The organism is Aliishimia ponticola, assembly GCF_004803475.1.
In the GTDB taxonomy this organism is placed as follows: Bacteria; Pseudomonadota; Alphaproteobacteria; order Rhodobacterales; family Rhodobacteraceae; genus Aliishimia; species Aliishimia ponticola.
Genome location: NZ_SRKY01000001.1, coordinates 481,322 through 505,765, shown reverse-complemented (window position 1 = coordinate 505,765; position 24,444 = coordinate 481,322). Strand labels below are relative to the sequence as shown.

The 24,444-nt window shown below is 62.1% G+C and carries 26 protein-coding genes; 13 read left to right on the top strand and 13 right to left on the bottom strand.

Annotated elements, in window-relative coordinates; all coding sequences use genetic code 11:
* Window positions 1-129 precede the first annotated feature (129 nt).
* The gene (locus E4Z66_RS02480) at window positions 130-954 is read left to right on the top strand and encodes a bifunctional allantoicase/(S)-ureidoglycine aminohydrolase (protein ID WP_136461349.1); all 825 of its coding nucleotides are present in this window, start codon (window positions 130-132) and stop codon (window positions 952-954) included.
* Between the two features lie 5 nt (window positions 955-959).
* Here the strand turns inward: E4Z66_RS02480 and E4Z66_RS02475 are convergent, their stop codons facing one another.
* Together E4Z66_RS02475 and puuE are read right to left on the bottom strand one after the other, a co-directional pair.
* Window positions 960-1,457, bottom strand: a complete 498-nt coding sequence (locus tag E4Z66_RS02475) for an ureidoglycolate lyase (protein ID WP_136461348.1) — start codon at window positions 1,455-1,457, stop codon at window positions 960-962.
* Window positions 1,454-2,863, bottom strand: coding sequence for an allantoinase PuuE (gene puuE / locus E4Z66_RS02470; RefSeq protein ID WP_136461347.1), 1,410 nt, complete (start codon window positions 2,861-2,863; stop codon window positions 1,454-1,456). The genes E4Z66_RS02475 and puuE overlap by 4 nt, the downstream gene beginning before the upstream one ends.
* A gap of 148 nt (window positions 2,864-3,011) precedes the next feature.
* Between puuE and uraH the strand changes: the two genes are divergently transcribed.
* On the top strand, window positions 3,012-3,365 hold the full coding sequence (gene uraH, locus E4Z66_RS02465) for a hydroxyisourate hydrolase (protein WP_136461346.1): 354 nt from the start codon (window positions 3,012-3,014) through the stop codon (window positions 3,363-3,365).
* Between the two features lie 93 nt (window positions 3,366-3,458).
* Window positions 3,459-4,685 carry a urate hydroxylase PuuD gene (locus tag E4Z66_RS02460; protein WP_136461345.1) on the top strand — a complete coding sequence of 409 codons (1,227 nt, stop codon included), beginning with the start codon at window positions 3,459-3,461 and terminating at the stop codon, window positions 4,683-4,685.
* Between the two features lie 37 nt (window positions 4,686-4,722).
* On the opposite strand, the gene E4Z66_RS02455 is transcribed toward E4Z66_RS02460, so the two are convergent.
* Complete coding sequence (locus tag E4Z66_RS02455) at window positions 4,723-5,013, bottom strand: hypothetical protein (protein WP_136461344.1); 291 nt, start codon at window positions 5,011-5,013, stop codon at window positions 4,723-4,725.
* Window positions 5,014-5,064: 51 nt separating this feature from the next.
* Here E4Z66_RS02455 and E4Z66_RS02450 point away from each other — a divergent pair, with 51 nt between their 5' ends.
* The gene (locus tag E4Z66_RS02450; protein WP_136461343.1) at window positions 5,065-5,400 is read left to right on the top strand and encodes a TfoX/Sxy family DNA transformation protein; all 336 of its coding nucleotides are present in this window, start codon (window positions 5,065-5,067) and stop codon (window positions 5,398-5,400) included.
* A gap of 38 nt (window positions 5,401-5,438) precedes the next feature.
* Here the strand turns inward: E4Z66_RS02450 and ndk are convergent, their stop codons facing one another.
* Entirely contained in the window at window positions 5,439-5,861 is a 423-nt protein-coding gene (ndk, locus tag E4Z66_RS02445) for a nucleoside-diphosphate kinase (protein WP_136461342.1), read from the bottom strand.
* A gap of 126 nt (window positions 5,862-5,987) precedes the next feature.
* Here ndk and E4Z66_RS02440 point away from each other — a divergent pair, with 126 nt between their 5' ends.
* Both E4Z66_RS02440 and E4Z66_RS02435 read left to right on the top strand, forming a co-directional pair.
* Complete coding sequence (locus E4Z66_RS02440) at window positions 5,988-7,832, top strand: ABC-F family ATP-binding cassette domain-containing protein (protein ID WP_136461341.1); 1,845 nt, start codon at window positions 5,988-5,990, stop codon at window positions 7,830-7,832.
* Window positions 7,833-7,869: 37 nt separating this feature from the next.
* Window positions 7,870-8,448 (top strand): retropepsin-like aspartic protease family protein, encoded by a 579-nt coding sequence (locus tag E4Z66_RS02435; protein WP_136461340.1) that lies wholly within the window; start codon window positions 7,870-7,872, stop codon window positions 8,446-8,448.
* Between the two features lie 35 nt (window positions 8,449-8,483).
* Here E4Z66_RS02435 and E4Z66_RS02430 read toward each other — a convergent pair whose 3' ends face one another.
* Both E4Z66_RS02430 and E4Z66_RS02425 read right to left on the bottom strand, forming a co-directional pair.
* Complete coding sequence (locus tag E4Z66_RS02430; protein ID WP_136461339.1) at window positions 8,484-8,942, bottom strand: DNA polymerase III subunit chi; 459 nt, start codon at window positions 8,940-8,942, stop codon at window positions 8,484-8,486.
* 1 nt (window position 8,943) lies between these two features.
* Window positions 8,944-10,407, bottom strand: a complete 1,464-nt coding sequence (locus E4Z66_RS02425) for a leucyl aminopeptidase (RefSeq protein ID WP_136461338.1) — start codon at window positions 10,405-10,407, stop codon at window positions 8,944-8,946.
* A 134-nt stretch (window positions 10,408-10,541) separates the two neighbouring features.
* Between E4Z66_RS02425 and lptF the strand changes: the two genes are divergently transcribed.
* Genes lptF through rsmA form a run of 6 tightly spaced genes read left to right on the top strand, consistent with a single transcriptional unit; the run spans window position 10,542 to window position 17,910 of the window.
* A complete protein-coding gene (gene lptF, locus E4Z66_RS02420) occupies window positions 10,542-11,660 on the top strand; it encodes an LPS export ABC transporter permease LptF (protein ID WP_136461337.1) in 1,119 nt (372 codons plus the stop codon).
* Window positions 11,657-12,757: an LPS export ABC transporter permease LptG gene (gene lptG / locus E4Z66_RS02415; RefSeq protein ID WP_136461336.1), complete on the top strand. Its 1,101-nt coding sequence runs from the start codon at window positions 11,657-11,659 to the stop codon at window positions 12,755-12,757. Before lptF ends, lptG begins: the two co-directional genes overlap by 4 nt.
* Window positions 12,754-14,904, top strand: coding sequence for an LPS-assembly protein LptD (locus E4Z66_RS02410; RefSeq protein WP_136461335.1), 2,151 nt, complete (start codon window positions 12,754-12,756; stop codon window positions 14,902-14,904). The genes lptG and E4Z66_RS02410 overlap by 4 nt, the downstream gene beginning before the upstream one ends.
* On the top strand, window positions 14,901-16,109 hold the full coding sequence (locus tag E4Z66_RS02405; protein ID WP_246035848.1) for a peptidylprolyl isomerase: 1,209 nt from the start codon (window positions 14,901-14,903) through the stop codon (window positions 16,107-16,109). Before E4Z66_RS02410 ends, E4Z66_RS02405 begins: the two co-directional genes overlap by 4 nt.
* The gene (pdxA, locus tag E4Z66_RS02400) at window positions 16,106-17,071 is read left to right on the top strand and encodes a 4-hydroxythreonine-4-phosphate dehydrogenase PdxA (RefSeq protein ID WP_136461333.1); all 966 of its coding nucleotides are present in this window, start codon (window positions 16,106-16,108) and stop codon (window positions 17,069-17,071) included. Before E4Z66_RS02405 ends, pdxA begins: the two co-directional genes overlap by 4 nt.
* Entirely contained in the window at window positions 17,068-17,910 is an 843-nt protein-coding gene (gene rsmA / locus E4Z66_RS02395; RefSeq protein WP_136461332.1) for a 16S rRNA (adenine(1518)-N(6)/adenine(1519)-N(6))-dimethyltransferase RsmA, read from the top strand. Before pdxA ends, rsmA begins: the two co-directional genes overlap by 4 nt.
* On the opposite strand, the gene E4Z66_RS02390 is transcribed toward rsmA, so the two are convergent.
* The 3 genes from E4Z66_RS02390 to prfA all read right to left on the bottom strand — a co-directional run bounded on the left by E4Z66_RS02390 (window position 17,911) and on the right by prfA (window position 20,581).
* Window positions 17,911-18,501 (bottom strand): DUF4167 domain-containing protein, encoded by a 591-nt coding sequence (locus E4Z66_RS02390; RefSeq protein WP_136461331.1) that lies wholly within the window; start codon window positions 18,499-18,501, stop codon window positions 17,911-17,913.
* A gap of 188 nt (window positions 18,502-18,689) precedes the next feature.
* The gene (gene prmC, locus E4Z66_RS02385) at window positions 18,690-19,532 is read right to left on the bottom strand and encodes a peptide chain release factor N(5)-glutamine methyltransferase (protein ID WP_136461330.1); all 843 of its coding nucleotides are present in this window, start codon (window positions 19,530-19,532) and stop codon (window positions 18,690-18,692) included.
* Window positions 19,529-20,581: a peptide chain release factor 1 gene (gene prfA / locus E4Z66_RS02380; protein WP_136461329.1), complete on the bottom strand. Its 1,053-nt coding sequence runs from the start codon at window positions 20,579-20,581 to the stop codon at window positions 19,529-19,531. The genes prmC and prfA overlap by 4 nt, the downstream gene beginning before the upstream one ends.
* Window positions 20,582-20,646: 65 nt before the next feature.
* On the opposite strand from prfA, the gene E4Z66_RS02375 reads away from it, so the two are divergent.
* On the top strand, window positions 20,647-20,946 hold the full coding sequence (locus E4Z66_RS02375) for a hypothetical protein (protein ID WP_136462109.1): 300 nt from the start codon (window positions 20,647-20,649) through the stop codon (window positions 20,944-20,946).
* Here the strand turns inward: E4Z66_RS02375 and E4Z66_RS02370 are convergent.
* From E4Z66_RS02370 to E4Z66_RS02355, 4 genes are read right to left on the bottom strand one after another with little or no spacing between them, the layout of a single operon-like run.
* Window positions 20,893-21,285, bottom strand: coding sequence for a DUF1499 domain-containing protein (locus E4Z66_RS02370; RefSeq protein ID WP_136461328.1), 393 nt, complete (start codon window positions 21,283-21,285; stop codon window positions 20,893-20,895). The two genes, E4Z66_RS02375 and E4Z66_RS02370, sit on opposite strands and share 54 nt — an antisense overlap.
* Before the next feature lie 35 nt (window positions 21,286-21,320).
* Complete coding sequence (gene speB, locus E4Z66_RS02365) at window positions 21,321-22,265, bottom strand: agmatinase (RefSeq protein WP_136461327.1); 945 nt, start codon at window positions 22,263-22,265, stop codon at window positions 21,321-21,323.
* Window positions 22,262-23,230, bottom strand: coding sequence for an agmatinase (speB, locus tag E4Z66_RS02360; protein ID WP_136461326.1), 969 nt, complete (start codon window positions 23,228-23,230; stop codon window positions 22,262-22,264). The genes speB (E4Z66_RS02365) and speB (E4Z66_RS02360) overlap by 4 nt, the downstream gene beginning before the upstream one ends.
* Window positions 23,231-23,233: 3 nt before the next feature.
* A complete protein-coding gene (locus tag E4Z66_RS02355) occupies window positions 23,234-24,406 on the bottom strand; it encodes a M20 aminoacylase family protein (RefSeq protein ID WP_136461325.1) in 1,173 nt (390 codons plus the stop codon).
* Between the last annotated feature and the right edge of the window lie 38 nt (window positions 24,407-24,444).

Genomic DNA, 24,444 nt, shown 5'->3' with positions numbered 1-24,444 from the left:
AAGATCACGCAGCATCGGGGCGCGGAACTCGGGCCGCAGCGACGGCCCATTTTGAATGCGCGATAGGGGATACCGCAGGGGCGCGCTTTGCGTTAGGTCAGACGTGTCAACACCTGTACCGGAGCGCGCATGTCCACAAATTACGCCTTTCCGCCCGGCGGCCTGCCAACGCAAGACCAGCTTCTGACCGGCCGCGCCGTGTTCACCGATGCCTATGCCGTCATTCCCCACGGCACGATGCGCGACATCGTGACCAGCCAGTTGCCGTTCTGGGACAAGACGCGGGCATGGGTCATCGCGCGCCCGCTGAGCGGGTTTGCCGAGACATTCTCGCAGTACATCATGGAGGTCGGGCCCGGCGGCGGCTCTGACCGGCCCGAAGCGGATCGCGGGGCGCAGGCCGTCGTGTTCTGTGTTGGCGGCAGCGGGCGGCTCAGCGTTGATGGGACAGAGTACAGCCTGCGCGCCGGGTCTTACGCCTATATCCCGGCCGGAACCGCGTGGCAGATCAGCGCCGATGGCGACGCGCCGCTGCGGTTTCACTGGGTGCGCAAACGGTTTGTCGCGGTCGATGGCCTGCCCGCGCCGGAGGTCTTCGTCACCCATGAGGCCGACGTTGCACCGTCAGAGATGCCCGGCACCGAAGGGCGTTGGAGCACGCAGCGTTTCGTCGATCCGGACGACCTGCGCCACGACATGCACGTCAATATCGTGAATTTCGAGCCGGGCGCAGTGATCCCCTTTGCCGAAACGCATGTCATGGAACATGGGCTTTACGTGCTGGAGGGCAAAGCCGTCTACCGGCTTAACCAGGACTGGGTCGAGGTCGAAGCCGGCGATTTCATGTGGCTGCGCGCCTTCTGCCCGCAAGCCTGCTACGCGGGCGGACCGGGGCGCTTTCGCTATCTTCTGTACAAGGACGTGAACCGCCACATGCCGCTGGGGCTGGGCTAACCGCGTCAGGGCGAGGCATCGACGGTATAGGGCTCGTCGAACCAGAATTCCTCAAGATTGGCGCCCGCACCGATCCGGTCCACCACTGCGAACAGGCCCGGTGGATGCAGCGGCGTCAGAACACCGTGCCAAGTGCCACGGTGGTAGTTCACGCCCTGCCCCGGCTGGGTCAGAAAGGCACGCGGCGTGCCGGGCCGTGCGCCTGCATCCTCGGCCACGATGACAAGGAAGGGATCGGCGCTCATGGGCAGAAACGCCTGAGAGCCTTCTGGATGCCGTTCCATCATGTCGAGCCCCAGCGGCAGGTCGCGCGGCTCTGCCTGAAATAGGCTGATCCCGGCGCGCCCATCCGCAAAGGCCAGTTGCGCACGGTCATGGAACCGCCCGCAGCGCCCTTGATTGATGATCTTGTCGGCGGGGCCGGTTGCCTCCAGCACGTCGCCGAACGGGGCAAAGGCGGCGCCGGTCAGCGGTTCGGTCCGGATCAGACGATCTTCTTTCATGGCAGTTTCTCCCTCAACCGCAGTTCCGCGATGCGCTCCACCTGCCGGCAGGCTTCGGCGAATTCGGTGTCGCGGTCATGGGCGATGCGCCGCTCGAACGCGGCCATGATCGACGCCTTGTCATGGCCGCGCACGGCAATGATGAAGGGAAAACCGAATTTCTCCGTATAGGCCGCATTGAGGGTCTGGAACCTGGCCCGTTCCGCATCGGTCAGCATGTCCAACCCGGCAGAGGCTTGCTCTTGCGTCGAATCCTCCGTCAGCCGCTTGGCAGCGGCCAGTTTGCCCGCCAGATCGGGATGGGCGCGCAGAACGCCCAGGCGGTCCTCTTCGGACGCGGATCGGAACACGCGCGCCAAGGCGGCATGCACACCCCGCGCCGTGTCATGGGTTGCGCCAAGCTCTAGCCCATGGGCGCGTTCGGCAATCCACGGGCTGTGTTCGAAAATACCGCCGAAGGCTGCGACGAACGCGTCTTGGGACATGGCCGAAGGCCGGGTTCGCGCTGCGGGCGGGTGCGTTGCCGCCCAATGCTGCGCGATTTGCAGGCGCGTGGCGAACCAGACGCCGTCCTTGGCCGCCATGTAATCCAGCGCGCGCTTCAGCCCTGCGGCCCGTCCCGGACGCCCGGCCAACCGACAGTGCAGACCAATCGACAGCATCTTGGGCGCACCGTTCAGGCCTTCCTCATAAAGCGCGTCGAAACTGTCCTTGATATAGGTTTCGAACTGGTCGCCCGCGGAATAGCCCGCCGGGATCGCAAAACGCATGTCGTTGCAATCGAGCGTATAAGGCACGATCAGCTGATCGCGGCCATGGGACTGGTCCCAATAGGGCAAATCATCGGCATAACTGTCCGCGATATAGTCGAATTTCCCGGTCTGCGTCGCCAGTTGCACCGTGTGCATCGAACAGCGACCCGTATACCAGCCGCGCGGGGCCAGCCCGGTGACTTCGGTATGCAGGCGCAGGGCCTCCGCGATCTGGGCGCGCTCCTCCTCGGGGTCCATGTCCTTGTGTTCGACCCATTTGAGCCCATGGCTGGCGATCTCCCATCCGGCCTCTTGCATCGCGGCAACCTGTTCCGGCGCGCGGGCAAGCGCCGAGGCAACGCCAAATACGGTGATCGGCACATGCCCCAGCATCCGATGAAGACGCCAGAACCCGGCGCGCGCCCCGTATTCATAGATCGATTCCATGTTCCAATGGCGCTGGCCCGGCCATGGCTGGGCGGCGGTGATTTCGGACAGGAATGCCTCGGACGCGGCATCGCCATGCAGGATGTTGTTCTCGCCGCCCTCCTCGTAGTTCAAGACGATCTGCACGGCGATCTTCGCCCCTCCGGGCCAGTTCGCTGCGGGCGGCGTTGCGCCATATCCTGTCATGTCACGGGGATAGCGTTGCATGGCGGTCCTTGTCCTCAACTGGGTCTGCGCTCAGACAATACGCTTTGCCCGGCAATGAAAAGAGAGCATCGCGCAGACCGATTGCCCTTTGCCCAACCGATAGGCACAGTGGGCCGGGTCAACACGAACAAGAGCGATGGCAAAGGCGATGGCTGGATATCTCACGACACATGTACTCGATACCGCGCGGGGCTGCCCGGCAGAGGGCCTGACGATCGATCTGTACCGAATCGAGGGCGACACGCGCGTCTTCCTGACCACACTGACCACCAATGCGGATGGGCGCACGGATCGGCAGATTCTGCCCGAAAGCGATTTTGCCACCGGCACCTATGAGCTGATCTTTCACGCCGGCGCCTATCTGGACGCGGTGGGCATGCCCCCTGAAACGCCGCGCTTTCTGGATGTGATCCCGATCCGCTTCGGCATGTCCGAGCGTTCCCACTACCATGTGCCGCTTTTGCTGTCGCCCTTCGGGTATTCCACCTATCGGGGCAGTTGATCCGCCGCGCAGGGCTTGCACAGCTCCCGGCCTCGGGCTCAAACTTCTTGGCGGCACGCGCGGCCATTCGCGTCACGAAAAGGAAACGGCACCTTGCTTGATCTGGCACTTCTCTGGCACTGGGCGGAATTCGCGATCCGCTGGCTTCACGTTATCACCGCGATCGCTTGGATCGGGTCATCCTTCTATTTCATCGCGCTGGATCTGGGGCTGAACCGGTCCATTCCCGGCCCTGCCGATGGCGAGGAATGGCAGGTGCATGGCGGCGGGTTCTACCACATCCAGAAATATCTGGTCGCACCGCCGCAGATGCCCGAACATCTGGTCTGGTTCAAATGGGAAAGCTATTCCACGTGGCTGTCCGGCTTTGCGCTGCTGATGGTGGTCTATTGGGCGGGCGGAGAGCTGTATCTGATGGATGCCTCAAAGACCGATCTGGTGCTGTGGCAGGGCATCGTCATCTCGCTTGGTGTGATCGTGCTTAGCTGGCTGGCCTATGATTTCATTTGCAAATCCAAGCTTGGCGATCACCCGACACAGGTGATGCTGCTGCTATTCGTGATCCTTGTGCTGCTGTCTTGGGGGCTGGATCAGGTCTTTACCGGGCGCGCGGCGCTGCTGCATCTGGGGGCAATCACCGCGACGATCATGACCGCGAATGTGGCCCATGTGATCATTCCCAACCAACGCATCGTCGTGGCCGATATGAAAGCCGGGCGCAAACCCGATCCGAAATACGGCAAGATCGCCAAACTGCGCTCGACCCATAACAATTACCTGACGCTGCCGGTCATCTTCCTGATGCTGTCGAACCACTACCCGCTGGCCTTTGGCACCGATAATGCCTGGATCATCGCCAGCCTCGTATTCCTGATGGGCGTCACGATCCGCCATTTCTTCAACACGATGCATGCCAAGCAAGGGCGTCCGTGGTGGACATGGGGCGTAACGGTACTGATTTTTCTGCTGATCGTCTGGCTGTCAGCCGGGCCGGTGACCGACACGCTGGAAGAGGCCGAAGCCCGCCCGCTGACCGCGCAAGAGCAGCGCTTTGCCTCTGCCGCCGGGTTCGAGGAAAGCTATGACACCGTCCTTGGCAATTGTTCCATGTGCCACGCGCGCGAACCCCTGTGGGAGGGAATGCTCTGGCCGCCCAAAGGGGTCGTGCTGGAAACAGAGGCGGATGTCGCCCGCCACGCCCGCGAGATTTACCTGCAAGCGGGCCGCAGCCACGCCATGCCACCACCCGGCGTGTTCGAACTGGACGATGACTCCCGTGCGATCCTCGTGGCCTGGTACCGGAACGCGACTGGAAACTGACAAACCGGGCGAAATTTCTCGCCATGATAGCAATGCGTTACACCAAAAGCCCCGCATCGACATTCGCCGTAACCGAAAAGTTCAAATCCGGGACATTTATTGTAACATTTTTGCAAAACCGGCAGGAAATCCTTGTTTCGACCATATCTGCGCCTTCACCATCAAACTTACGTTTTTGATAATGCACAGGGTTATTTCCCGAGTGTTCCTGAGTGAGAAGGTTAGAAACTATGTCGAACCAACCTATTGAGAAAAGTGCGCAATCCAACGATAAGCCGGCACCGCAGCAACCTGCCCCGGCTCCGGTCTTTACGGATTTCGCCAGCATTTAATTCGCGGCGCTGTTGCGTAGCCCGTTCGCAGGCGTAAACTTGCGGACATGTCTTTGCCAGTCTCTAGCATCCGCAATCTTGGCCCCGCCGTTGAGCAAGCTTGCCAAAGGGCCGGGATTCAATCTGCCGAAGAGTTGCGAGAGCTTGGCCCAGACACGGCCTATGCAAGGATGATGGCCAGCGGGATGAAGCCGCATTTCATCGGCTATTACGCGATGGTCATGGGGCTGCAAGGACGGCCGTGGAATGACTGCCGCGGCGCTGAAAAGGACGCGCTGCGGGCGCGTTTCGATGCGATCAAATCCGCACAGAAGGCAAAACAAAAGGGCCGCCCCGATCTGGATGCGGCCCTTGCGGAAATCGGTGTAATCCCGAAACCCTAGCTTGCTAATTTGCAAATTTCGATTTGCAAACCCGGCGTTCAGCCGACCAGTTCGAGACCGGAGAAGAAGTAAGCGATCTCAACCGCTGCGGTTTCCGGTGCGTCGGAGCCGTGAACGGAGTTTTCGCCAACGCTTTCGGCAAATTCCGCGCGCACGGTGCCCGGTGCCGCATCGGCCGGGTTGGTCGCGCCCATGACTTCACGGTTCTTTGCGATGGCGCCTTCGCCTTCGAGAACCTGAACGACGACCGGCGCGGAGGCCATGAATTCGCACAATTCGTCATAGAACGGGCGCTCTGCGTGCACGGCGTAGAACTGGCCAGCTTGCGCCTTGGTCAGTTGGATACGCTTTTGCGCGATGATGCGCAGACCGGCGTCTTCGAACTTGGCATTGATCTTGCCGGTCAGGTTCCGCTTGGTTGCGTCGGGCTTGATGATGGACAGCGTGCGTTCCACGGCCATGGGTAGTCTCCTAATTGCGCGCGGGGGCCCCTGCCCCCTGTCAAAATCGCGGCCCCGATAGCACGGGCCATTGCGCATGAAAAGCGGCGATTGACGCGGGCAGCCCCTTGGCCCAAACACACCGGCATGCTGCGCCTGAACGACATCCGCTTCGCCATTGAAGGCCGTCCCCTGTTTGAGGGGGCCTCTGCCGTGATCCCAACCGGCCACAAGGTCGGCCTTGTGGGGCGCAACGGCACGGGCAAGACGACCCTGTTCAAACTGATCCGGGGGGAGCTTGCCTTGGAATCGGGCGAGATTTCCTTGCCCACCGGCGCGCGGATCGGCGGCGTCGCGCAAGAGGTTCCGTCGTCGGACGTGTCGCTGATCGACACCGTGCTGGCCGCCGATACCGAACGCGCCGCCCTCATGGCAGAAGAAACCGACGATCCCGCGCGGATCGCGGAAATCCAGACCCGTCTGGCCGATATCGATGCCTGGTCCGCCGAAGCGCGCGCGGCAACGATTCTCAAAGGGTTGGGATTTGACGAGCCGGAGCAGCACAAGCCGTGTTCGGCCTTTTCGGGCGGGTGGCGGATGCGCGTGGCCTTGGCGGCGGTGCTGTTTGCCCAGCCCGACCTGCTGCTTTTGGACGAACCGACCAACTATCTGGATCTGGAAGGCGCGGTCTGGCTTGAAACCTATCTGGCGCGGTATCCGCACACCGTTTTGATCATCAGCCACGACCGGGGGCTTTTGAACCGCGCGGTGGGTGCGATCCTGCATCTGGAAGACCGGCAACTGACCTTCTACCAAGGCCCCTACGATCAATTCGCACGGCAGCGGCAGGAAAAACTGGCCCATGCGCAAGCGATGTCGAAAAAGCAGGAAGCGCGGCGCGCGCATCTGCAATCCTATGTGGATCGGTTCCGCTACAAGGCCGATAAGGCCAAGCAAGCGCAATCGCGTCTGAAGGCGCTGGCCAAGATGCAGCCCATCACGACGCCGCAGGAAGCCGCTTTGCGACGCCTGGAATTCCCGCAGCCCGAGGAACTGTCGCCCCCCATCATCGCGGTCGAGGGCGGCATCACCGGCTATGGCGAGGTCGAAATCCTGCGCCGTTTGAACCTGCGGATCGATCAGGACGACCGGATCGCACTGCTGGGCAAGAACGGTCAGGGCAAGTCTACGCTGTCCAAGCTGCTGTCGGGCCGCTTGCCGTTGATCGCGGGCAAGATGGTCACGTCCTCCAAACTGCGGATCGGGTATTTCGCGCAGCATCAGGTTGATGAACTGCATGTGGACGAGACCCCGATCGATCACCTGCGGCGGCTGCGCCCGGCGGAAACACCGGCCAAACTGCGCGCGCGGCTTTCGGGCTTTGGCCTTGGGGCGGAGCAGTCCGAAACCGAGGTGGGGCGTTTGTCGGGCGGTCAGAAAGCGCGGCTGTCCCTGCTGATTGCCACAATCGACGCACCGCACCTGCTGATCCTCGACGAACCGACCAACCACCTCGACATTGAATCGCGCGAGGCCCTGGTCGAAGCGCTGACCGCCTATACCGGGGCGGTGATCCTTGTCACCCACGACATGCACCTGTTGGAACTGGTGGCTGACCGTCTGTGGCTGGTGAATGCGGGAACGGTTGCGCCCTATGATGGCGATTTGCAAACCTATCGCGATCACCTGCTTGCAAACCCGTCCAAGCCCAAGAAAGAACAGGAAAAACCCAAGGCGAAGAAAGCCTCGCGCGAGGCGATTCAGGCGCTTCGCTCAGAGTTGCGCAAATGCGAGGCACGGGTCGAAAAGATCGAAGAGATGCGCGCGAAACTGGCGGAGAAACTCGCCGATCCGGCCCTGTATGAAGACAGCCGTGTGGGCGAGCTGGAAACATGGAACCGCAAATATGCGGAGATCATGGACGGGCTGAACCGGGCGGAAACGCTTTGGATGAACGCACAAGAGAAACTGGAGGCCGCGCAGGCCGGTTAACCCTTTCCGTTCGGCGCTGCGTACCTATATTGGGCGGATGGGCGGATTTGAAACAGGTCATATTCTAAGCGCGGTGTTCCTTGGGTTCATCGCCTTGATCCTGCTTCTGTCCTTGGGTGGTCAGCGGCTGCGCGCGAACATGCAGGCGGCGGCGACTTGGGCACTGATCTTTCTGGTCACGGTCGCAGGTTTTGGCATCTGGGACGACATCAAGGGCCAGCAGCGTCAATCCGTCTTCACCGATCAGGGACGGATCGAGTTGGAGCGTCACCGCGACGGTCATTACTATATCACGCTGGATGTGAATGGTGCGCCGGTGCCTTTCGTCGTCGATACAGGTGCGAGCGAGATCGTTCTGACGATGCAGGACGCGCAGCGCGCGGGGCTGGATCTTGATGAATTGCGGTTTCTGGGACGGGCCAGCACCGCGAATGGCGAGGTGCGCACCGCGCCGGTTCGACTGGACGAGGTTGCCATTGGCGGCATTCGCGACGGCGACGTGACAGCCTTTGTGAATGAGGGCGAGATGTCGCAATCCTTGCTGGGGATGGCCTATCTTAATCGCTGGGACCGGATCGAGATTTCCGACGGCACGCTGGTCTTGATCAGAGAGTAGTTTGCAAACAGGCAAAGACCGGTTTGCAAACAGGTCTAACCACCTGATTCCGCTTTCATTTCCCAACGGCCCGATTCCTCGGACCAGTATTTCGCGGCGCAGCCCGCATCGGTCAAAGCCTTCCAATGGCGGCGCGCGGTTTGCACCGCATCAGGGTCATGTCCATCGAACAGAACGCAGGCCCTTTGGGTTTGCGCGACCTCTTCCGCCGTGGGTGCATCACCATCGATGCAGATCACGCAATCGGCTTTTTGCCCCTTCTGGGTCGTCAGCAATATCGGTTGAAAATCGTCATGCGGCCCGCCCGCCAGCCCGTGCGGCAGAAAGGCTTCTTCGTTTCCCAACCAAAGTTGCGCATCCAGCTTGGACAAATGTTCGACATTGGGGCCGCGCAACACGACCCGCCAGCCCTGCTCAAGCGATTTCTCAAGCAGGACCGGCAGGGTTGCCTCCAGCGGGCGCTGGGTCAGGTGGTAGAAGAAGACCGCGCCCATCTCAGCTTTCGTAATTGTCGGCCACAAGGCGGTTCAACGCCATGACGCCCCAGCCGGTCGCACCTTTGGGGGCCAGGGTGGTTTCCGACTTCACCGACGCGACACCGGCGATATCCAGGTGAATCCACGGGCAGTCATCCTTGACGAAGCGTTGCAGGAATTGCGCCGCCGTGATCGACCCCGCAGGCCGCCCGCCGACATTTTTCATATCGGCAATGTTGGATTTGAGCTGATCGTCATAGGCTTTGCCCAGCGGCATCCGCCATGCGCCCTCATCTTCGGCGGCGGCGGCTTTGAGAAAAGCGTTGCAGACCGTGTCATCGTTGGAGAACACGCCGGCGTTCTCATGGCCGAGGCCAATGATGATCGCGCCGGTCAGCGTCGCCAGGTCGATCATCGCCACGGGCGAGAACCGTTCTTGCGCGTACCACATCACGTCACACAGGACGAGGCGCCCTTCGGCATCGGTGTTGATGATTTCGACCGTATCGCCCTTCATGGATTTGACCACATCTCCGGGCCGCGTCGCCGCGCCGGAGGGCATGTTCTCTACCAGTCCGACCAGACCGACGACGTTCGCCTTTGCCTTGCGCAGCGCCAGCGCGCGCATCGTGCCGGCGACCACGCCAGCCCCGCCCATATCCATCGTCATGTCTTCCATGCCGCCCGCGGGCTTGAGGCTGATACCGCCCGTGTCAAAGACGACGCCCTTGCCGACCAAGGCAACCGGCGCTTCGTCACCGCCTCCGTTCCAGCGCATCACCACAACCTTGGACGGGCTGTCAGAGCCCTGGCCAACCGACAAAAGCGTGCGCATTCCAAGCTCTGCAAGCTTTTCTTCATCCAAAACTTCAACTTCCAGCCCGATGCTTTCCATCGCTGCCAGACGGTCCGCGAATTCGGTTGTGGTCAGCACATTGGCCGGTTCGCTCACCAGATCGCGGGTCATGAAGATGCCCTCGGCCACGGCGCCCATGGGCGCATATTCCGCCTCGATCTCCTCGGGGGCGGTACACATGATGGTCACGTCCCCCGGTACGGTCGCGTCGCTGGTGCGGTGGGCCGAGAAATCATAGCTGCGCGCCACCAGACCGAAGGTCAGTTCGGCCGCACGTTTGAGATTGCCTGCAAGCACTGTCAGCGCGGCGCTGCCCTGCACCTTGGAAAGTGCCGCCCCGGCCTTGCGTGCGGTCAGCGCATCGGCGTTGCGCGTCAGCTTGACCACGTCGATCGCGCTTGCCGCCAGCCCGGAGGGAAATGCCAGCGTGACGATCTTGCCCGCGCTCAGCTTTTCGAACTGTTCGCTTTCGACCAATCGCGCCACCGCCCCACGGCACAGCCGATTGATCCGCCGCGCGCCCTGATCCAGCTTGCCATCCGGCGTCACAAGAACAGCAATACGGCCGCCCGTTTCCTTCAGCGTGTCCAGTTCCGTCGCGGCGAATTTCGGGGTCAGCGGTGTCATTGGGAAAGCCTCTTTCGTCCTGTTTCGCCCAGACCTAGCGCGGCCTGCCGCCGAAGACCAGATTGCAGTTTTCCCCGCCGACGGGATCGGCTAATCTGGCCCGTAACCAATAACTGCGCCTCGGGGGAGCAAGCGTGGCCAAATTCGACAGATACATGCTGTCGCAGCTTCTGTTGTATTTCGGATTCTTTGCGCTTGTTCTTGTTGCCGTGTTCTGGATTACCCGGGCGGTCAATCTGTTCGATCAGTTGATCGCGGATGGCCAGTCGGTGCTGATCTTCCTTGAATTCACCGCGCTTGGCCTGCCCGGACTGGTGCAGATGGTGGTGCCGCTCGCCTCTTTTGCGGCGGCCGTTTATGTCACCAACAAGATGAACTCCGAGTCGGAACTGACCGTGATGCTGGCCACCGGATGGAGCCCATGGCGACTTGCCCGGCCCGTCGCGGTGTTCGGTGTCATCGTGGCGCTGATGGTGTCTGTTCTTTCGCATCTGCTGGTGCCTGCCGCGCTGGATCTGCTGACAAAGCGCGAAACCGAGGTCAGCAAGGACGTCACCGCGCGGCTGCTGACAGAGGGCACGTTCCTGCATCCGATTGACGGCGTGACGCTCTATACCCGCGAGATCGGCGAAGACGGCGTTCTGAAGGATGTGTTCCTGTCGGATCGCCGTGATCCGGGCGAGCGGATCATCTATACCGCCTCGACCGCCTATCTGGTGCGCCAGTCGGAAAAGACATCGCTGATCATGGTGGATGGCTTGGCGCAGCGCCTCTCGACGCAGGACAACCGGCTATCAACCGCCACGTTCCGCGATTTTTCCTATGATATCACGGGGTTGATTACGCAAGACAGCAGCAGCAACCAAAAGGTGCGCGCGATGCTGACCCATAATCTGCTAGGCGACTGGGACGGGGTGTCACAACGCACCGGCCAGCCACTGGGCGTGATCGCGGAAGAGGTCCATAGCCGCTTTTCCAAACCGCTCTTTGCCATGATTACGGCGCTCACGGGCTTTGCCGTGTTGATGAGCGGTGGGTTCTCGCGGTTCGGGGCGTGGCGGGAAATCATCCTCGCCTTTGGTGCGCTGCTGGTGCTGGATTCGATCCGCTCTGCACTGGTCGATCCCGTGCGCGATGATGCGCAGCTTTGGCCGGTGGTCTATCTGCCGCCCGTATTGGGCGCGGTGCTGGCGCTGGTGCTGATCCATCAGGCTGCCAAACCGCTTCGCCGTCGCAAGGAGTCCGCCGCATGATCCTGCATATGTATTTCGCGCGGCGGTTTTTCATGGGCTTTCTGGGACTGACGATCGTGCTGTATGCTCTTAGCGCCGTGGTCGAGTTGTTCGAGCTTCTGGGCGATTTCGGCACCGCGCCCGATGTCAGCTTTCCGCAAATCCTGGGCCTGTTGTTCCTGCGCTCGCCGGGGCTGGTGGATCAAATCCTGCCGCTGATCCTGCTTTTGGCGACGATCATGCTGTTCATCGGCCTTGCGCGGACCTCTGAACTTGTCGTAACCCGCGCTGCCGGACGGTCGGCCATTCGGTCGCTGATTGCGCCGGTGGTTGTCGCGCTGGTCATCGGTGTGTTGGCCGTGACCATGCTGGGGCCGATCATTGCCGCGTTTTCAAACCGGTATGCCGCGCTGTCGGAAGGCTATCGCACGGGGGGCAATGCGGCGCTCTCGGTATCGGGCGAAGGGCTGTGGCTGCGCCAAGGCGACACCAATGGACAAACCGTGATCCGCGCTGCGCGGTCGAACGCGGATGGGTCGGTGCTGTATGATGTGACCTTCCTCAGCTATGCGCCGCAGGTCGGTCCCAACCGCCGGATCGAAGCCGCCTCGGCAGAGCTTACCGACGGACACTGGGTACTGACACAGGCGAAGGAATGGAACCTGCAAAGCGGCACCAATGCCGAGGCCGAAGCGCTGCGGCACGCGCGGCTTGAGCTGCCGTCTTCGCTGACCGTGGACCGGATTCGCGAATCTCTGGGCTCGTCCTCTGGCGTGTCGATCTGGGAGATGCAGGGCTTTATCGCACAGTTGGAACATGCGGGCTTTTCCGCCCGGCGCCATCAGGTCTGGTTCCAGTCGCAACTGTCCCGGCCCTTGTTTCTTGCGGCCATGGTGCTGGTCGGCGCGGCCTTTACCATGCGCCACACGCGCTTTGGCGGGACCGGTCCTGCGGTGCTGGCAGCGGTGCTTCTGGGCTTCGCGCTCTATTTCATTCGCAGCTTCGCGGTGATACTTGGCGAAAACGGTCAATTGGCGGTGCCACTGGCCACTTGGGCGGTTCCCGTCGCAGCGAATTTGCTGGCGCTCGGGCTGCTGCTGCACGCGGAGGACGGATGAAGACGCTTGCGACTGCCTTGTTCGCTTTGGCCGCAATGATTTGCGCCGGTCCGGGTGCGCTTCGGGCGCAAACGGCTGCGCCGGACCCCGATGCCAACAAACCCGCCGTACTGGTGGCCGATTCCGTCGAAGTGACCCGCGACCGCGTGTTGCAGGCCCGCGGCAATGTCGAGATTTTCCAAGGCAACCGGCGGCTGACGGCGCAAGCGATCACCTATGATCAAAAGACGGATACGGTCACGTTCGAAGGCCCGCTGACGCTGCGCGATGGCTCTGGCGTGGTGATCCAGGCGACCGAGGCGGAACTTGATACCGATCTGCGCAACGGGGTGCTGCGTTCGGCGCGGATGGTGCTGGACCAGCAGTTGCAATTGGCGGCGGTACAGATCAACCGCGTCAACGGGCGCTATAGCCAACTTTACAAAACCGCCGTAACCGCCTGTAAAATTTGCGAAGACGGTCAATCGCCACTTTGGCAGATCCGGGCCAAGCGCGTGATCCACGACCAGGAAGAACAGCAGCTTTATTTCGATGAAGCGCAGTTCCTGGTGCGCGACGTGCCGATCTTCTATCTGCCGCGCCTGCGTTTGCCGGACCCGACGCTGGATCGGGCCACCGGTTTTCTGATCCCGTCGATCAAGACCACGTCGCAGCTGTCGACCGGTATCAAGGTGCCCTATTTCATCGCGCTGGGGGATCACCGCGACCTGACGCTGACACCCTATCTGTCGTCTGAAACGCGCACGATCGAGTTCCGCTACCGTCAGGCCTTTGTGCGCGGCGATATCGAGTTCGAGGGCGCAATCAGCGACGACACGCTGGAAGATGGGCGCCGCTATTACCTGTTTGGCGGCGGCGCGTTCGATCTGGGCCGCGATTTCGTCCTGTCCTTCGACATCGAAGCGGTGAGCGACGATTCCTATCTGTCCGACTATTTCTATTCGGACGAGGACCGGCTGGACAGCGAGATCGCGATCAGCCGCACCCGGCGCGATGAGTATATCCGCACTGCTGTCATCGGTTACAACTCGCTCCGCGCGGGGGAAAACAACAACACGCTGCCGACAATCGTGGGCGAGATCATCTATGAACGGCGACTGTTTCCGACCCGGATCGGCGGCGAGGTGCGGCTGGGCTTCACCGCGCATTCGCATTACCGCCGCTCGGACGATTCCACCGATGGCGCGGGGCGCGATGTGACGCGGCTGAATGGCGAACTCGAATGGCTCAAGACCTATACTTTCGCAAGCGGGTTGCAGGCGGATGCCACGATCGGGCTGGCCTTCGACGTTTTCGACACGCAGCAGGACGACACTTATGCCGGGCGCGAGGCGGATGCCTTCCCGCAAGCCTCTGTCGCGCTGCGCTATCCGATGACGCGCCAAGGCGCGGACGGATCGACCCAGTTTCTGGAACCGATCCTGCAAGTGGGCTGGGTCGGTAACAATCAGGCCGATGTGGCCAATGATGAAAGCATGCGCGTGGAATTCGACGAGGGGAATCTGCTGTCGCTTTCTCGCTTCCCCGAGGCCGACCGGCGCGAGCATGGCGGGCAGATCGCATTGGGCCTGAACTGGGCACGCTATGACCCCGACGGCTGGGAAAGCTATGTCACTTTCGGGCAGATCTACCGCGAGGATTCCGTCGAGGATTTCAACATCTCCTCCGGGCTTCAGGGCACTGTATCCGACTTGCTGGTGGCGACGCATATCCGGTCGCAGGCCGGGCTGGCCTTTACCGGGCGCGCGGTCTTTGACGAAGATTTCGAATTCTCCAAGGCCGAATTGCGCAGCGACTGGGAAAATGACCGGCTCACCCTTGGGGGCAGCTATTTCTGGTATGCCTATGACCCGGCGCTCGACATTGATGAGGCCGTGTCCGAATTCAATATCGAAGGCGATTACCGGTTCAGCCGCCACTGGAGCTTGTCGGGCAACTGGCGCTATGATGCCCGCGACGACAGAACCGCCGAAGCAGGGCTTGGAATCGGCTATGACAACGAATGCGTGTCCGTCGATCTGACCGTCGAACGGCGCTTTGCCTCGTCGACAACGGTTGAGCCCTCGACCAATTTCGGCTTTACCATCGCGTTAAGGGGCTTCTCGGCCCAAACCGGAACAGAAAGTTATACCCGATCATGCTCATGACCCGTGTTTTTCTCCTGATTGCATCGCTCTTTGTCCTGGGCGGCGCGCCGGTGTCGGCGCAGAACCCCTTTGCCCCGGTGATCGAGGTCAACGAGGATGTCATCACCGCCTGGGAATTGCAGCAGCGCCGCCTGTTCCTGCGCGTCGTGTCGCCGACCAACGCTACCGATGCGGTGGTGCGGCAGGAACTGATCGATGACCGGTTGCGCGCGCAGTTGCTGCGGCAGGTCGGTCTGGAGCTTTCCGAAGAAGGTATCCGCGAGGGCATGGAAGAATTCGCCAGCCGCGCGAATTTGAGCGCCGATGACTTGATCAAGGCGCTGGCCCAACGCGGCATTGCCGAGGAAACCTTCCGCGATTTCGTGGCGGTGGGCGTGGCGTGGCGCGATCTGATCCGGGCCCGTTTCGGCAACCGCGTGCAAATTTCAGAGGCCGAGATCGACCGCGCTATGGCCGCCTCCACCACCGGCAGCGGCGTGCGCGTTCTGCTGTCGGAAATCATCATGCCCGCCCCGCCGCCGCAGCTTGATACGGTGATGGCACGGGCCGAACGTATCGCGCAGGTCACGACCGAGGCTGAATTCTCGTCCTATGCGCGCCAATTCTCCGCCACCCCGTCACGCGGTCGCGGCGGGCGACTGGACTGGGCGCCCCTGTCCAACCTGCCGCCGATCCTACGGGCACGGGTTCTGGGGCTGGCCCCCGGCGAGGTGACCCAGCCGATCCCGATCCCCAATGCCGTCGCGCTGTTCCAGTTGCGTGCGATCGAAGAAACAGGCGCAAGCACACCGGAATATTCCGCCATCGAATATGCGCGCTATTACATTCCCGGCGGTCGGAGCGAAGCCGCCATGGCCGAGGCCGCGCGCATCCGCACCAAGGTCGATGTTTGCGACGATCTTTACGGCATCGCGCAGGGTCGCCCCGAAGAAGCCTTGGCGCGCGACACGCAAGCGCCGGGCGACATTCCGCAGGACATCGCGTTGGAACTGGCCAAGCTCGACAACAACGAGGTTTCCACCGCACTGACCACTGCCGATGGGCAATCGCTGGTCTTCTTGATGCTTTGCGGGCGCACAACCGCCGCCAATGAGGAGGTCAGCCGCGAGGCCGTGGCCAATTCCCTGCGGCAGGAACGCTTGTCCGGGTTTGCCGACAGCCTTCTGGAAGAGCTGCGCGCAGACGCTCGCATCCGCGAGAAATGAGCGCCCTACCCGTTGCCGTGACCTGCGGCGAGCCGGCGGGGATCGGTCCAGAGATCGCAGCAGCGGCCTGGGCAGAGCTGAAAGGCGACGTCCCGATGCTGTGGATCGGTGATCCGCGCCACTTGCCGGGCGGCACGCCAATCGCGGAAATCGCCGATCCGGCAGAGGCAGTGCGCGTCTGTGACACGGCCCTGCCCGTCTTCCCGCATCGCTTTGCCGGTCCCGTGACCCCCGGCACGCCCGATTTGTCGCTGGCGCAAGGGGTGGTCGATGCGATCCGTATCGGAGTCGATCTGGTCCGGTCCGGCAGCGCCTCGGCGCTTTGCACGGCGCCTATCCACAAGAAAGTGCTGCAAGACGGCGCGGGCTTTGCCTATCCCGGCCATACAGAGTTTCTCGCCCATCTGGGCGGCGATGTGGACGTGGTGATGATGTTGGCCTCGGACCAGTTGCGGGTGGTGCCTGCGACCATTCACATTGCCCTGTCCGACGTGCCTTCTGCCCTGACACCGGGGCGGTTGCGCCGGGTGATCGAAACCACCGCTACCGGCCTGCGCGAACGGTTCGGCATCGCCGCGCCCCGGCTGGCGGTTGCGGGGCTGAACCCCCATGCAGGCGAAGGCGGGGCGATGGGGCGCGAAGAACTGGAATGGATCGGCCCGATGATCGACGAGATTGCGCAAAGCGGGCTGGATGTGAGCGGACCGAAATCGGCGGATACGATGTTTCACGCCGCCGCCCGCGAAACCTATGACGCCGCGATTTGCATGTATCACGATCAGGCGCTGATCCCGATCAAGACGCTGGATTTCGACCGGGGGGTGAATGTCACACTGGGGCTGCCCTTCGTGCGGACCTCGCCCGATCACGGCACCGCGTTCGACATTGCGGGCAAGGGCATCGCCAATCCCAGTTCCATGATCGAAGCGCTGCGCATGGCGGCCAAGATGGCGGCGGCATGAGCCAGATCGACGACCTGCCGCCGCTGCGCGAAGTGATTGCGACGCACGGGCTGAGCGCGCGCAAGGCGCTTGGCCAGAACTTCCTGCTGGACCTGAACCTGACGGCGCGGATCGCGCGCACGGCCGGGGATCTGACCGGCGCTGACGTGCTGGAGATCGGCCCAGGCCCCGGCGGGCTGACGCGCGGGCTTTTGGCGGAAGGCGCGCGCAAGGTGCTGGCCGTTGAAAAAGACCCGCGCTGCCTGCCCGCACTGGCAGAGATTTCAGCCCGCTATCCCGGCCGGCTGGAGGTGGTCGAAGGCGACGCGCTGCAAATCGACCCGTTGGCGCATCTGACGCCGCCAATCCGCATCGTCGCCAACCTGCCCTATAATGTCGGCACCGAATTGCTGGTTCGCTGGCTGACCCCGCCGCAATGGCCGCCGGTCTGGGAAACCCTGACGCTGATGTTCCAGCGCGAGGTGGCGGAACGGATCGTGGCGCAGCCCGGCTCCAAGGCCTATGGGCGTCTGGCCCTGCTGGCCCAATGGCGCACCGATGCGCGGCTTGCCCTGAGCCTGCCGCCCGAGGCCTTCACCCCGCCGCCCAAAGTGTCATCGGCTGTGGTGCATCTGACCGCCCTGCCCGAACCGCGCTTTCCCGCGCGGGCCGACATTCTGGAACGGCTTGTGGCCAGAGCGTTCAACCAGCGCCGCAAGATGCTGCGCTCATCGTTGAAATCGATGTCTCCGCAGATCGAAGATCATCTCAACGCCGTGGGAATCGCCCCGACCGATCGGGCCGAGACGGTGTCTCTGGAAGGGTTTTGCGCCCTCGCACGGGCGCTGGAAGCAGAGTAATTATTCCGCAGCTTCGGGTGCGTCGTTCGACGGTGTCGCCGGCGTATCGCCCGATTGCTCTGCCGAGGCGTCTTTCTTGGGCGCACGCGGTTTACGCGGGCTGCGACGCTTGGGCTTGGGGCTGTTTTCCGGTGTTTCCACCAGACCGCTATCCGCGCCTGCATCGGCAACCTGATCGTCAACGACGGCCACATCGGGCTGATCGCCAGCGCCTGCGGGCGGCGTGTCGTCGGATTGTTGCGCCTGATTGGACTCGCGTTCCTGACGTTCCGCCCGTTCACGGTCGCGTTCCGCCTGACGTTCGCGGTTCTGGCGTTCCTGTTCCTCGCGGCGCGCATCGACCTCACGCTGCGCTTCGCTCAGAAGGCGCAGGTAATGTTCCGCGTGCTGCTGGAAATTCTCGGTCGCGACGCGGTCATTGGACAATTGCGCATCACGGGCCAGTTGGTTGTACTTGTCGATGATCTGCTGCGGCGTACCGCGCACCTTACCTTCGGGGCCACTGCTGTCGAAAACGCGATTGATCACGTTTCCGCCCGAAGGACGGTTGTTACGGTTCTTGTTCCGGGACCGGGATCTGGAAGACTTCATTAACTACGACTTGCCTTGATTGGTCATTTGTCTGGCTCCGGGGCGCGCGCTGCACCCATGTTAATTGGCCAGACTTTGAGCTTGACTAGGACGCTGCCATCGTTGCCGAGGGCGTCACTATTTGGTGATAAACATGCTGCCTATGGATGGGCAAGCCAAAATTGCGCAATACCTGCAATTTGCGGCAATTAATTACCGATTTCCGCCATCTGGGCCTGAATGACACGATCTTTGCCGCCCAAATCCTGCAAAACGCGAATGGTCTGCCAACCTGCCGCGTCAAAGATTGCGCAGACGTCCTGCGCCTGCGTCCAGCCGATTTCCACCATCACGCGGCCGCCGGGGCTTAGGAACCGCGCCGCATCGCGGGCGATGATGCGATAGACGCTCAGCCCGTCCGCCTCGTCCGTGAGGGCAATACGCGGTTCGTGCTGCTGCAACTCGGGTTGGACGTTCTGCATCTCGTCCGCGCTCAGATATGGCGGGTTCGAGACGATAAGATCAAAGCGCCCTTCGACCCCGTCAAACCAATCCGACTTGCGCAGATCGGCGCGCGCCTCGACCCCGTGCAGCACCGCGTTGGCACTGGCCTGAAGGCAGGCGGCCTCGCTTATATCGACGCCGGTACCCACTGCTTGCGGGCGCTCTGCGAGAAGCGTGACAAGGATGCAGCCCGACCCGGTGCCAAGGTCCAGAACCGATCCGAACGGCGCGGCCAGTGCGGTTTCGATCAGCGTTTCGGTTTCCGGACGTGGATCGAGCACATCGCGCGACACCTTGAAGCGGCGGCCATAGAATTCACGCTCTCCGATCAGATGCGACACCGGCACCCGCACGGCGCGCAGCGACACGAGGTTCACAAAGCGCTCTTCGATATCGGGGCTCAGGTCTTCGGGGGCGATCAGCGTGATGCGGGCCGCGTCGACAGAGGCCGCATGGGCCAGCAATATCCGGGCATCGCGCGCAGGGCTGTCCACCCCCGCCGCCCGCAGGCGCGCCGCCGCCGCGGCCAGTGCTTCGCCCGCGGTCATGCGTCCATTTCCGCCAGTTTGCGGGCCTGATCTTCGGCGATCAGCGCATCGATGATCTCGTCCAGATCGCCCTGCATCACCGCATCCAGCTTATAAAGCGTGAGGCCGATCCGATGATCGGTGATACGCCCTTGCGGGAAGTTATAGGTGCGAATCCGCTCCGACCGGTCGCCCGAGCCGACCTGGGACGCTCGGTCCGCCGCCCGTTCGTCATGAGCACGCTGGCGTTCCATGTCATACAGACGGGCCTTGAGCACCTGCATCGCCTTTTCGCGGTTGCGGTGCTGCGATTTCTCGGAGCTGGTGACAACGATCCCGGTCGGCAGGTGCGTGATCCGCACCGCACTGTCGGTCGTGTTCACATGCTGGCCGCCCGCACCAGAGGACCGCATCGTGTCGATGCGCAGATCATTGGCGTCGATCTGGATATCCACATCCTCGGCTTCGGGCAGGACCGCCACCGTCGCGGCAGAGGTGTGAATCCGCCCGCCGCTTTCGGTTTCCGGCACACGCTGCACCCGGTGTACGCCGGATTCGAATTTGAGCCGCCCAAAGACGTTGTCGCCCGTGATACTGGCCACGACCTCCTTGATGCCGCCCAGTTCGGTCGCCTGTTCCTCGATGATATCCACTTTCCACCCATGCGCTTCGGCAAGACGGGTATACATGCGCAGAAGGTCCCCGGCAAAAAGTGCGGCCTCGTCCCCACCGGTGCCGGGCCGGATTTCCAGCATGGCAGAGCGCGTGTCCGCTTCGTCCTTGGGCAGCAGCGTCAGTTGCAGCGCGGCTTCGGCCTCGGGCAAGGCGGCACGTAAGGCGGGCAACTCTTCTTCCGCAAGCGCTTTCATTTCGGGATCGTCCAGCATCGCCTCGGCTTCGGCCAGATCCGAGCGCAGCGCGTCATAGGCATCAATCTGCTCAACCACAGGGCGAAGGTCGGCATATTCCTTGGCTAGCTTGGCCACATCCGCGCCTGCGGCCTCGGCCATCTGCGCCTCAAGAAACTGAAAGCGTTGGCGAATTTGGTCCAATTTGTCGCGCGTAATCATGCCTAGCTCTTGCGCGAAAGCAGGGGCTTGGTCAAGGCGCTGTTCTGACTTAGCATGGTCGCATGATGCGCCAATTTGCCTTGTCATTGCTGTCCTTGCTGGCCGCCCTGCCCGCGCTGGCCCCTGCGATCGCCGATGTCACAAGCCCCAGTGGCAAGACGGTCGATTGCTATTGCACCGATAGCAGTGGCAGCCGTATCGAACTGGGCGAAACGATCTGCCTGCAGGTGGATGGGCGCATGTTCATGGCACAATGCCAGATGTCGCTTAACGTGCCGATGTGGCGCGAGGTGTCGAAGGGCTGTCTCAGCTCACAGCTGCGCCAGCCACCCCTCCAGTCGTTTGGCATTGACCCCAAGATCTGACTTGCCAAAGCGCAACCGCGCAAAAAGCCGAAGCTGCTCGTCCTGTAAATCAGCCGTAGTGTAATCGGGAAAGCCCATCACTTTCGACCGTGTGACGAAGGTGATCCGCCCCTCCTCGACCGACCCGGCCAGAACCTCTGTCCGCGGCGTTTGCAGGGCGATCTCCTTGAGCCGTGCCAGCGTTGCCGCGTCTCCGGGCAGGACGCGGATCGCGCCAGAGGCCATGTCCTTATCCGCCTGCGCGGTGACCGGTTGGTGCCAGCGTGCAGGGTCGGACGGCGCAAGGCGGATGAAGGCCAAAAGCCCGACGACCAAAAGCAGGATTACCCAAAACAGCATGTATTCAACCTTTCGCAAAGGAGACGCCCGCGCGCTCACCGATAAGTGACGCCCGGCAGGATGCAGAGCAGTTCAAACAGAAGATTTGCCGCCGTCAGCGCCGTGTTGCCACTGGGATCATAGGGCGGAGAGACCTCGACCATATCGCAGCCAACCACGTTCAGTCCGCGCAGCGCTCGGATCAGTTCCATCGCTTGCGGCGTGGTCAACCCGCCGATTTCCGGCGTGCCGGTGCCGGGCGCAAAGGCCGGGTCAAGGCTGTCGATGTCGTAAGAGATATAGACCGGCATTTCGGTGCCGATATCGCGGCGAATTTCGCTGCCCAGCGTGGTGAGCGAGCGGTGCCAAAGTTCCGGCGCGATGAATTGCTGGAACCCCCATCCGGCCGCCTCGGAGAAATCCTCGGCGGTATAGCCGGTGCCGCGTAGCCCGATCTGATAGGTCTTGTTCGGGACGATGAGGTTTTCCTCATAGGCGCGACGAAACACCGTGCCGTGAGTCTCACGCTCGCCGAACATGTCATCGTTCACATCCGCATGGGCATCGACATGCACCAACGCTACGGGTCCGTATTTACCGGCTATGGCCCGCAGGATCGGCAAGGTCAGCGAATGGTCGCCGCCAATGCCGACCGGCGTCACGTCATGGGTGAGGATCGCCGCGTAACTCTCTTGAATGATTGAAAGACTGTCGCGCAGGTTAAATGTGTTAATGGCAAGGTCACCAATATCACCGACGTTAAGACTATCGAACGGGGCGGCACCGGTTTGCAGATTGTAGGGCCGGATCATCGCCGATTCAGAGCGCACTTGCTTGGGCCCAAGCCGTGTGCCTGACCGCCAGGATGTTCCGATATCCATCGGGATGCCGACCACGGCCACATCCAGCCCCGTCAGATTATTGACCTGCGGCAAGCGCATGAACGTGTTGGGCCCCGAAAACCGTGCGAGGTCATTGCCGCTGATAGGTTGATTGGTCATCGTGTCTTCCGTTGTCTCCAGCCAATGAGGCAGCACAGCTCTGTTGCGATATGTGCGCCCGCAATTGCGGTCGCGCCGGTGGTGTCGAAAGGTGGGGAGACCTCGACCACGTCGCCGCCGCGAATGTTGATCCCGGCCAATCGGCGCAACAATTCTGCCGCCTGCGCCGAAGACAGCCCGCCCCAAACCGGCGTTCCGGTGCCGGGCGCATAGGCCGGATCAAGCCCGTCGATATCGAAGGTGACATAGCAGGGGTGATCGCCGACGACCTCATGGACCCGCTGGGCAGCGGCTTCCGGCCCGTTCCGATGCAGTTCGGGCGCGTCGATGATCGTGACCCCCAACGTATCGGGGTTATGGGTGCGGATACCGATCTGAACCGACCGCGCGGGATCGACCAAACCTTCCTTGATCGCCTTATAGGCAAAGGTGCCGTGATCGATCCGATCGGGGTTGTCATCGACCCAGGTGTCGGTGTGGGCGTCGATCTGGATCAGCGACATCGGCCCGAAAACCTTGGCATAGGCGCGCAGGATCGGCAGCGTGATGAAGTGATCCCCGCCCAGAACGACGCTTGCCGCGCTGTTTTGCAAAATGCCCGCCACATGGGTTTGCAAAATCGACGGGAATTCCGGCACATTGGCATAATCGAACGCCACATCGCCGTAATCGACGATGGTGCAGTCGCTCATCACATCGAAGGGCCAGCCATAGGGCTGATCGGGCGCTTGCAGGGCCGAGGCCTCGCGGATCGCGCGTGGACCGAAACGCGCGCCGGGCCGGTTGGTCACCGCCTGATCGAACGGCACCCCCGTCACCGCGATATCGACACCGCGCAGATCCTTGGTATAGCGGCGGCGCAGAAAGCTTGTGGCGCCGCCAAAGGTGTTTTCAAAGGATGGTCCACGCGGATCGTCGCGTGTAAACGCCTGATCCACCTGACTTTTCGCGTCTTCCAAGCTCATTTGTTACTTCGCCGCCTTGGCCGGTTGTGCGGTTTCTACCAGACGCGCGAAAAAGCTTGCCCCATAGGGCGCCACCGCGTCGTTGAAGTTATAGGCAGGATGGTGCAGGCCCGCGCTTGGCCCCTGCCCCATGAACAGATAGGCGCCGGGTCGCTGTTCCAGCATGAAGGCGAAATCCTCGGCCCCGGCGACCGGCTGTGTATTGGCATCGACATTCTCTGCCCCGACCAATTCCCGCGCCACGTCCGCCGCGAATGCTGTCTGATCCGCCGCGTTGACGGTCGACGGATAGCCGACTTCGATCTCTAGCCGGGCCGTCACGCCATATCCCGTCGCAACGCTTTGCGCGATTTCGTCCAGCCGCCGGTGCACCATTTCCTGCACGGTCTTGTCGAAGGTACGGATGGTGCCGTTCAGATAGGCCTCGGCCGGGATCACGTTATTGGCGGTGCCGGTGTGAATCTGCGTCAGCGACACAACCGCCTGTTGAAGCGAGGGCACATTGCGGCTGATGATTGTCTGGATCGCCTGCCCGATCCCACATGCCGCGATGACCGGATCGCGGGTTTCTTCCGGCATGGCACCATGCCCGCCCACCCCGTCGATATAGATGTGGAACGTATCGACCGCGGCCATGATCGGCCCGGCGCGGGTGTGGAACTCTCCCTCCGGCAGATCCGGCACGTTATGGATGCCATAGACCTCGCCAATATCGAACCGGTCAAGAAAGCCTTCTTCGACCATGATCTTGGCCCCGCCCGGCCCCTCTTCGCCCGGCTGAAAGATCAGCGCCACACGGCCCGAGAAGTTGCGCGTCTCCGTCAGGTATTTCGCCGCGCCCAGAAGCATGGTCGTGTGCCCGTCATGCCCACAGGCGTGCATGTTCCCCGGATGGGTAGAGGCATAGTCCAGCCCGGTCGCCTCTTCGATCGGCAAGGCGTCCATATCGGCGCGCAGGCCGATCGTCGGCCCGTCACCCTGCCCGTTGATGATCGCAACAATCCCTGTCACGCCAATGCCTTCATGCACCTCGTCCACGCCGAATTCGCGCAGCCGTTCAGCGATGAACGCCGCCGTCTTGTAACATTCCATCTCAAGCTCTGGGATGGTGTGCAGATACTGACGCCACTGGGTCATTTCGTCGGCAAGTCCGGCGATGCGGTTAATCACGGGCATGGGGTGGACTCCTGTCGCGGCTCCGGGTTTGAGTTCCA

Coding starts and splice junctions, on each gene's coding strand:
- E4Z66_RS02375 (WP_136462109.1), top strand. CDS start 20,647: ATGCGCCAATTTGCCTTGTCATTGCTGTCCTTGCTGGCCGCCCTGCCC.
- pdxA (WP_136461333.1), top strand. CDS start 16,106: ATGAGCGCCCTACCCGTTGCCGTGACCTGCGGCGAGCCGGCGGGGATC.
- E4Z66_RS02450 (WP_136461343.1), top strand. CDS start 5,065: ATGTCTTTGCCAGTCTCTAGCATCCGCAATCTTGGCCCCGCCGTTGAG.
- E4Z66_RS02370 (WP_136461328.1), bottom strand. CDS start 21,285: ATGCTGTTTTGGGTAATCCTGCTTTTGGTCGTCGGGCTTTTGGCCTTC.
- E4Z66_RS02480 (WP_136461349.1), top strand. CDS start 130: ATGTCCACAAATTACGCCTTTCCGCCCGGCGGCCTGCCAACGCAAGAC.
- E4Z66_RS02440 (WP_136461341.1), top strand. CDS start 5,988: ATGCTGCGCCTGAACGACATCCGCTTCGCCATTGAAGGCCGTCCCCTG.
- uraH (WP_136461346.1), top strand. CDS start 3,012: ATGGCTGGATATCTCACGACACATGTACTCGATACCGCGCGGGGCTGC.
- E4Z66_RS02405 (WP_246035848.1), top strand. CDS start 14,901: ATGACCCGTGTTTTTCTCCTGATTGCATCGCTCTTTGTCCTGGGCGGC.
- E4Z66_RS02455 (WP_136461344.1), bottom strand. CDS start 5,013: ATGCTGGCGAAATCCGTAAAGACCGGAGCCGGGGCAGGTTGCTGCGGT.
- speB (WP_136461326.1), bottom strand. CDS start 23,230: ATGAGCTTGGAAGACGCGAAAAGTCAGGTGGATCAGGCGTTTACACGC.
- E4Z66_RS02355 (WP_136461325.1), bottom strand. CDS start 24,406: ATGCCCGTGATTAACCGCATCGCCGGACTTGCCGACGAAATGACCCAG.
- E4Z66_RS02410 (WP_136461335.1), top strand. CDS start 12,754: ATGAAGACGCTTGCGACTGCCTTGTTCGCTTTGGCCGCAATGATTTGC.
- speB (WP_136461327.1), bottom strand. CDS start 22,265: ATGACCAATCAACCTATCAGCGGCAATGACCTCGCACGGTTTTCGGGG.
- E4Z66_RS02435 (WP_136461340.1), top strand. CDS start 7,870: ATGGGCGGATTTGAAACAGGTCATATTCTAAGCGCGGTGTTCCTTGGG.
- ndk (WP_136461342.1), bottom strand. CDS start 5,861: ATGGCCGTGGAACGCACGCTGTCCATCATCAAGCCCGACGCAACCAAG.
- lptG (WP_136461336.1), top strand. CDS start 11,657: ATGATCCTGCATATGTATTTCGCGCGGCGGTTTTTCATGGGCTTTCTG.
- prfA (WP_136461329.1), bottom strand. CDS start 20,581: ATGATTACGCGCGACAAATTGGACCAAATTCGCCAACGCTTTCAGTTT.
- E4Z66_RS02425 (WP_136461338.1), bottom strand. CDS start 10,407: ATGACACCGCTGACCCCGAAATTCGCCGCGACGGAACTGGACACGCTG.
- rsmA (WP_136461332.1), top strand. CDS start 17,068: ATGAGCCAGATCGACGACCTGCCGCCGCTGCGCGAAGTGATTGCGACG.
- E4Z66_RS02475 (WP_136461348.1), bottom strand. CDS start 1,457: ATGAAAGAAGATCGTCTGATCCGGACCGAACCGCTGACCGGCGCCGCC.
- E4Z66_RS02390 (WP_136461331.1), bottom strand. CDS start 18,501: ATGAAGTCTTCCAGATCCCGGTCCCGGAACAAGAACCGTAACAACCGT.
- puuE (WP_136461347.1), bottom strand. CDS start 2,863: ATGCAACGCTATCCCCGTGACATGACAGGATATGGCGCAACGCCGCCC.
- prmC (WP_136461330.1), bottom strand. CDS start 19,532: ATGACCGCGGGCGAAGCACTGGCCGCGGCGGCGGCGCGCCTGCGGGCG.
- E4Z66_RS02430 (WP_136461339.1), bottom strand. CDS start 8,942: ATGGGCGCGGTCTTCTTCTACCACCTGACCCAGCGCCCGCTGGAGGCA.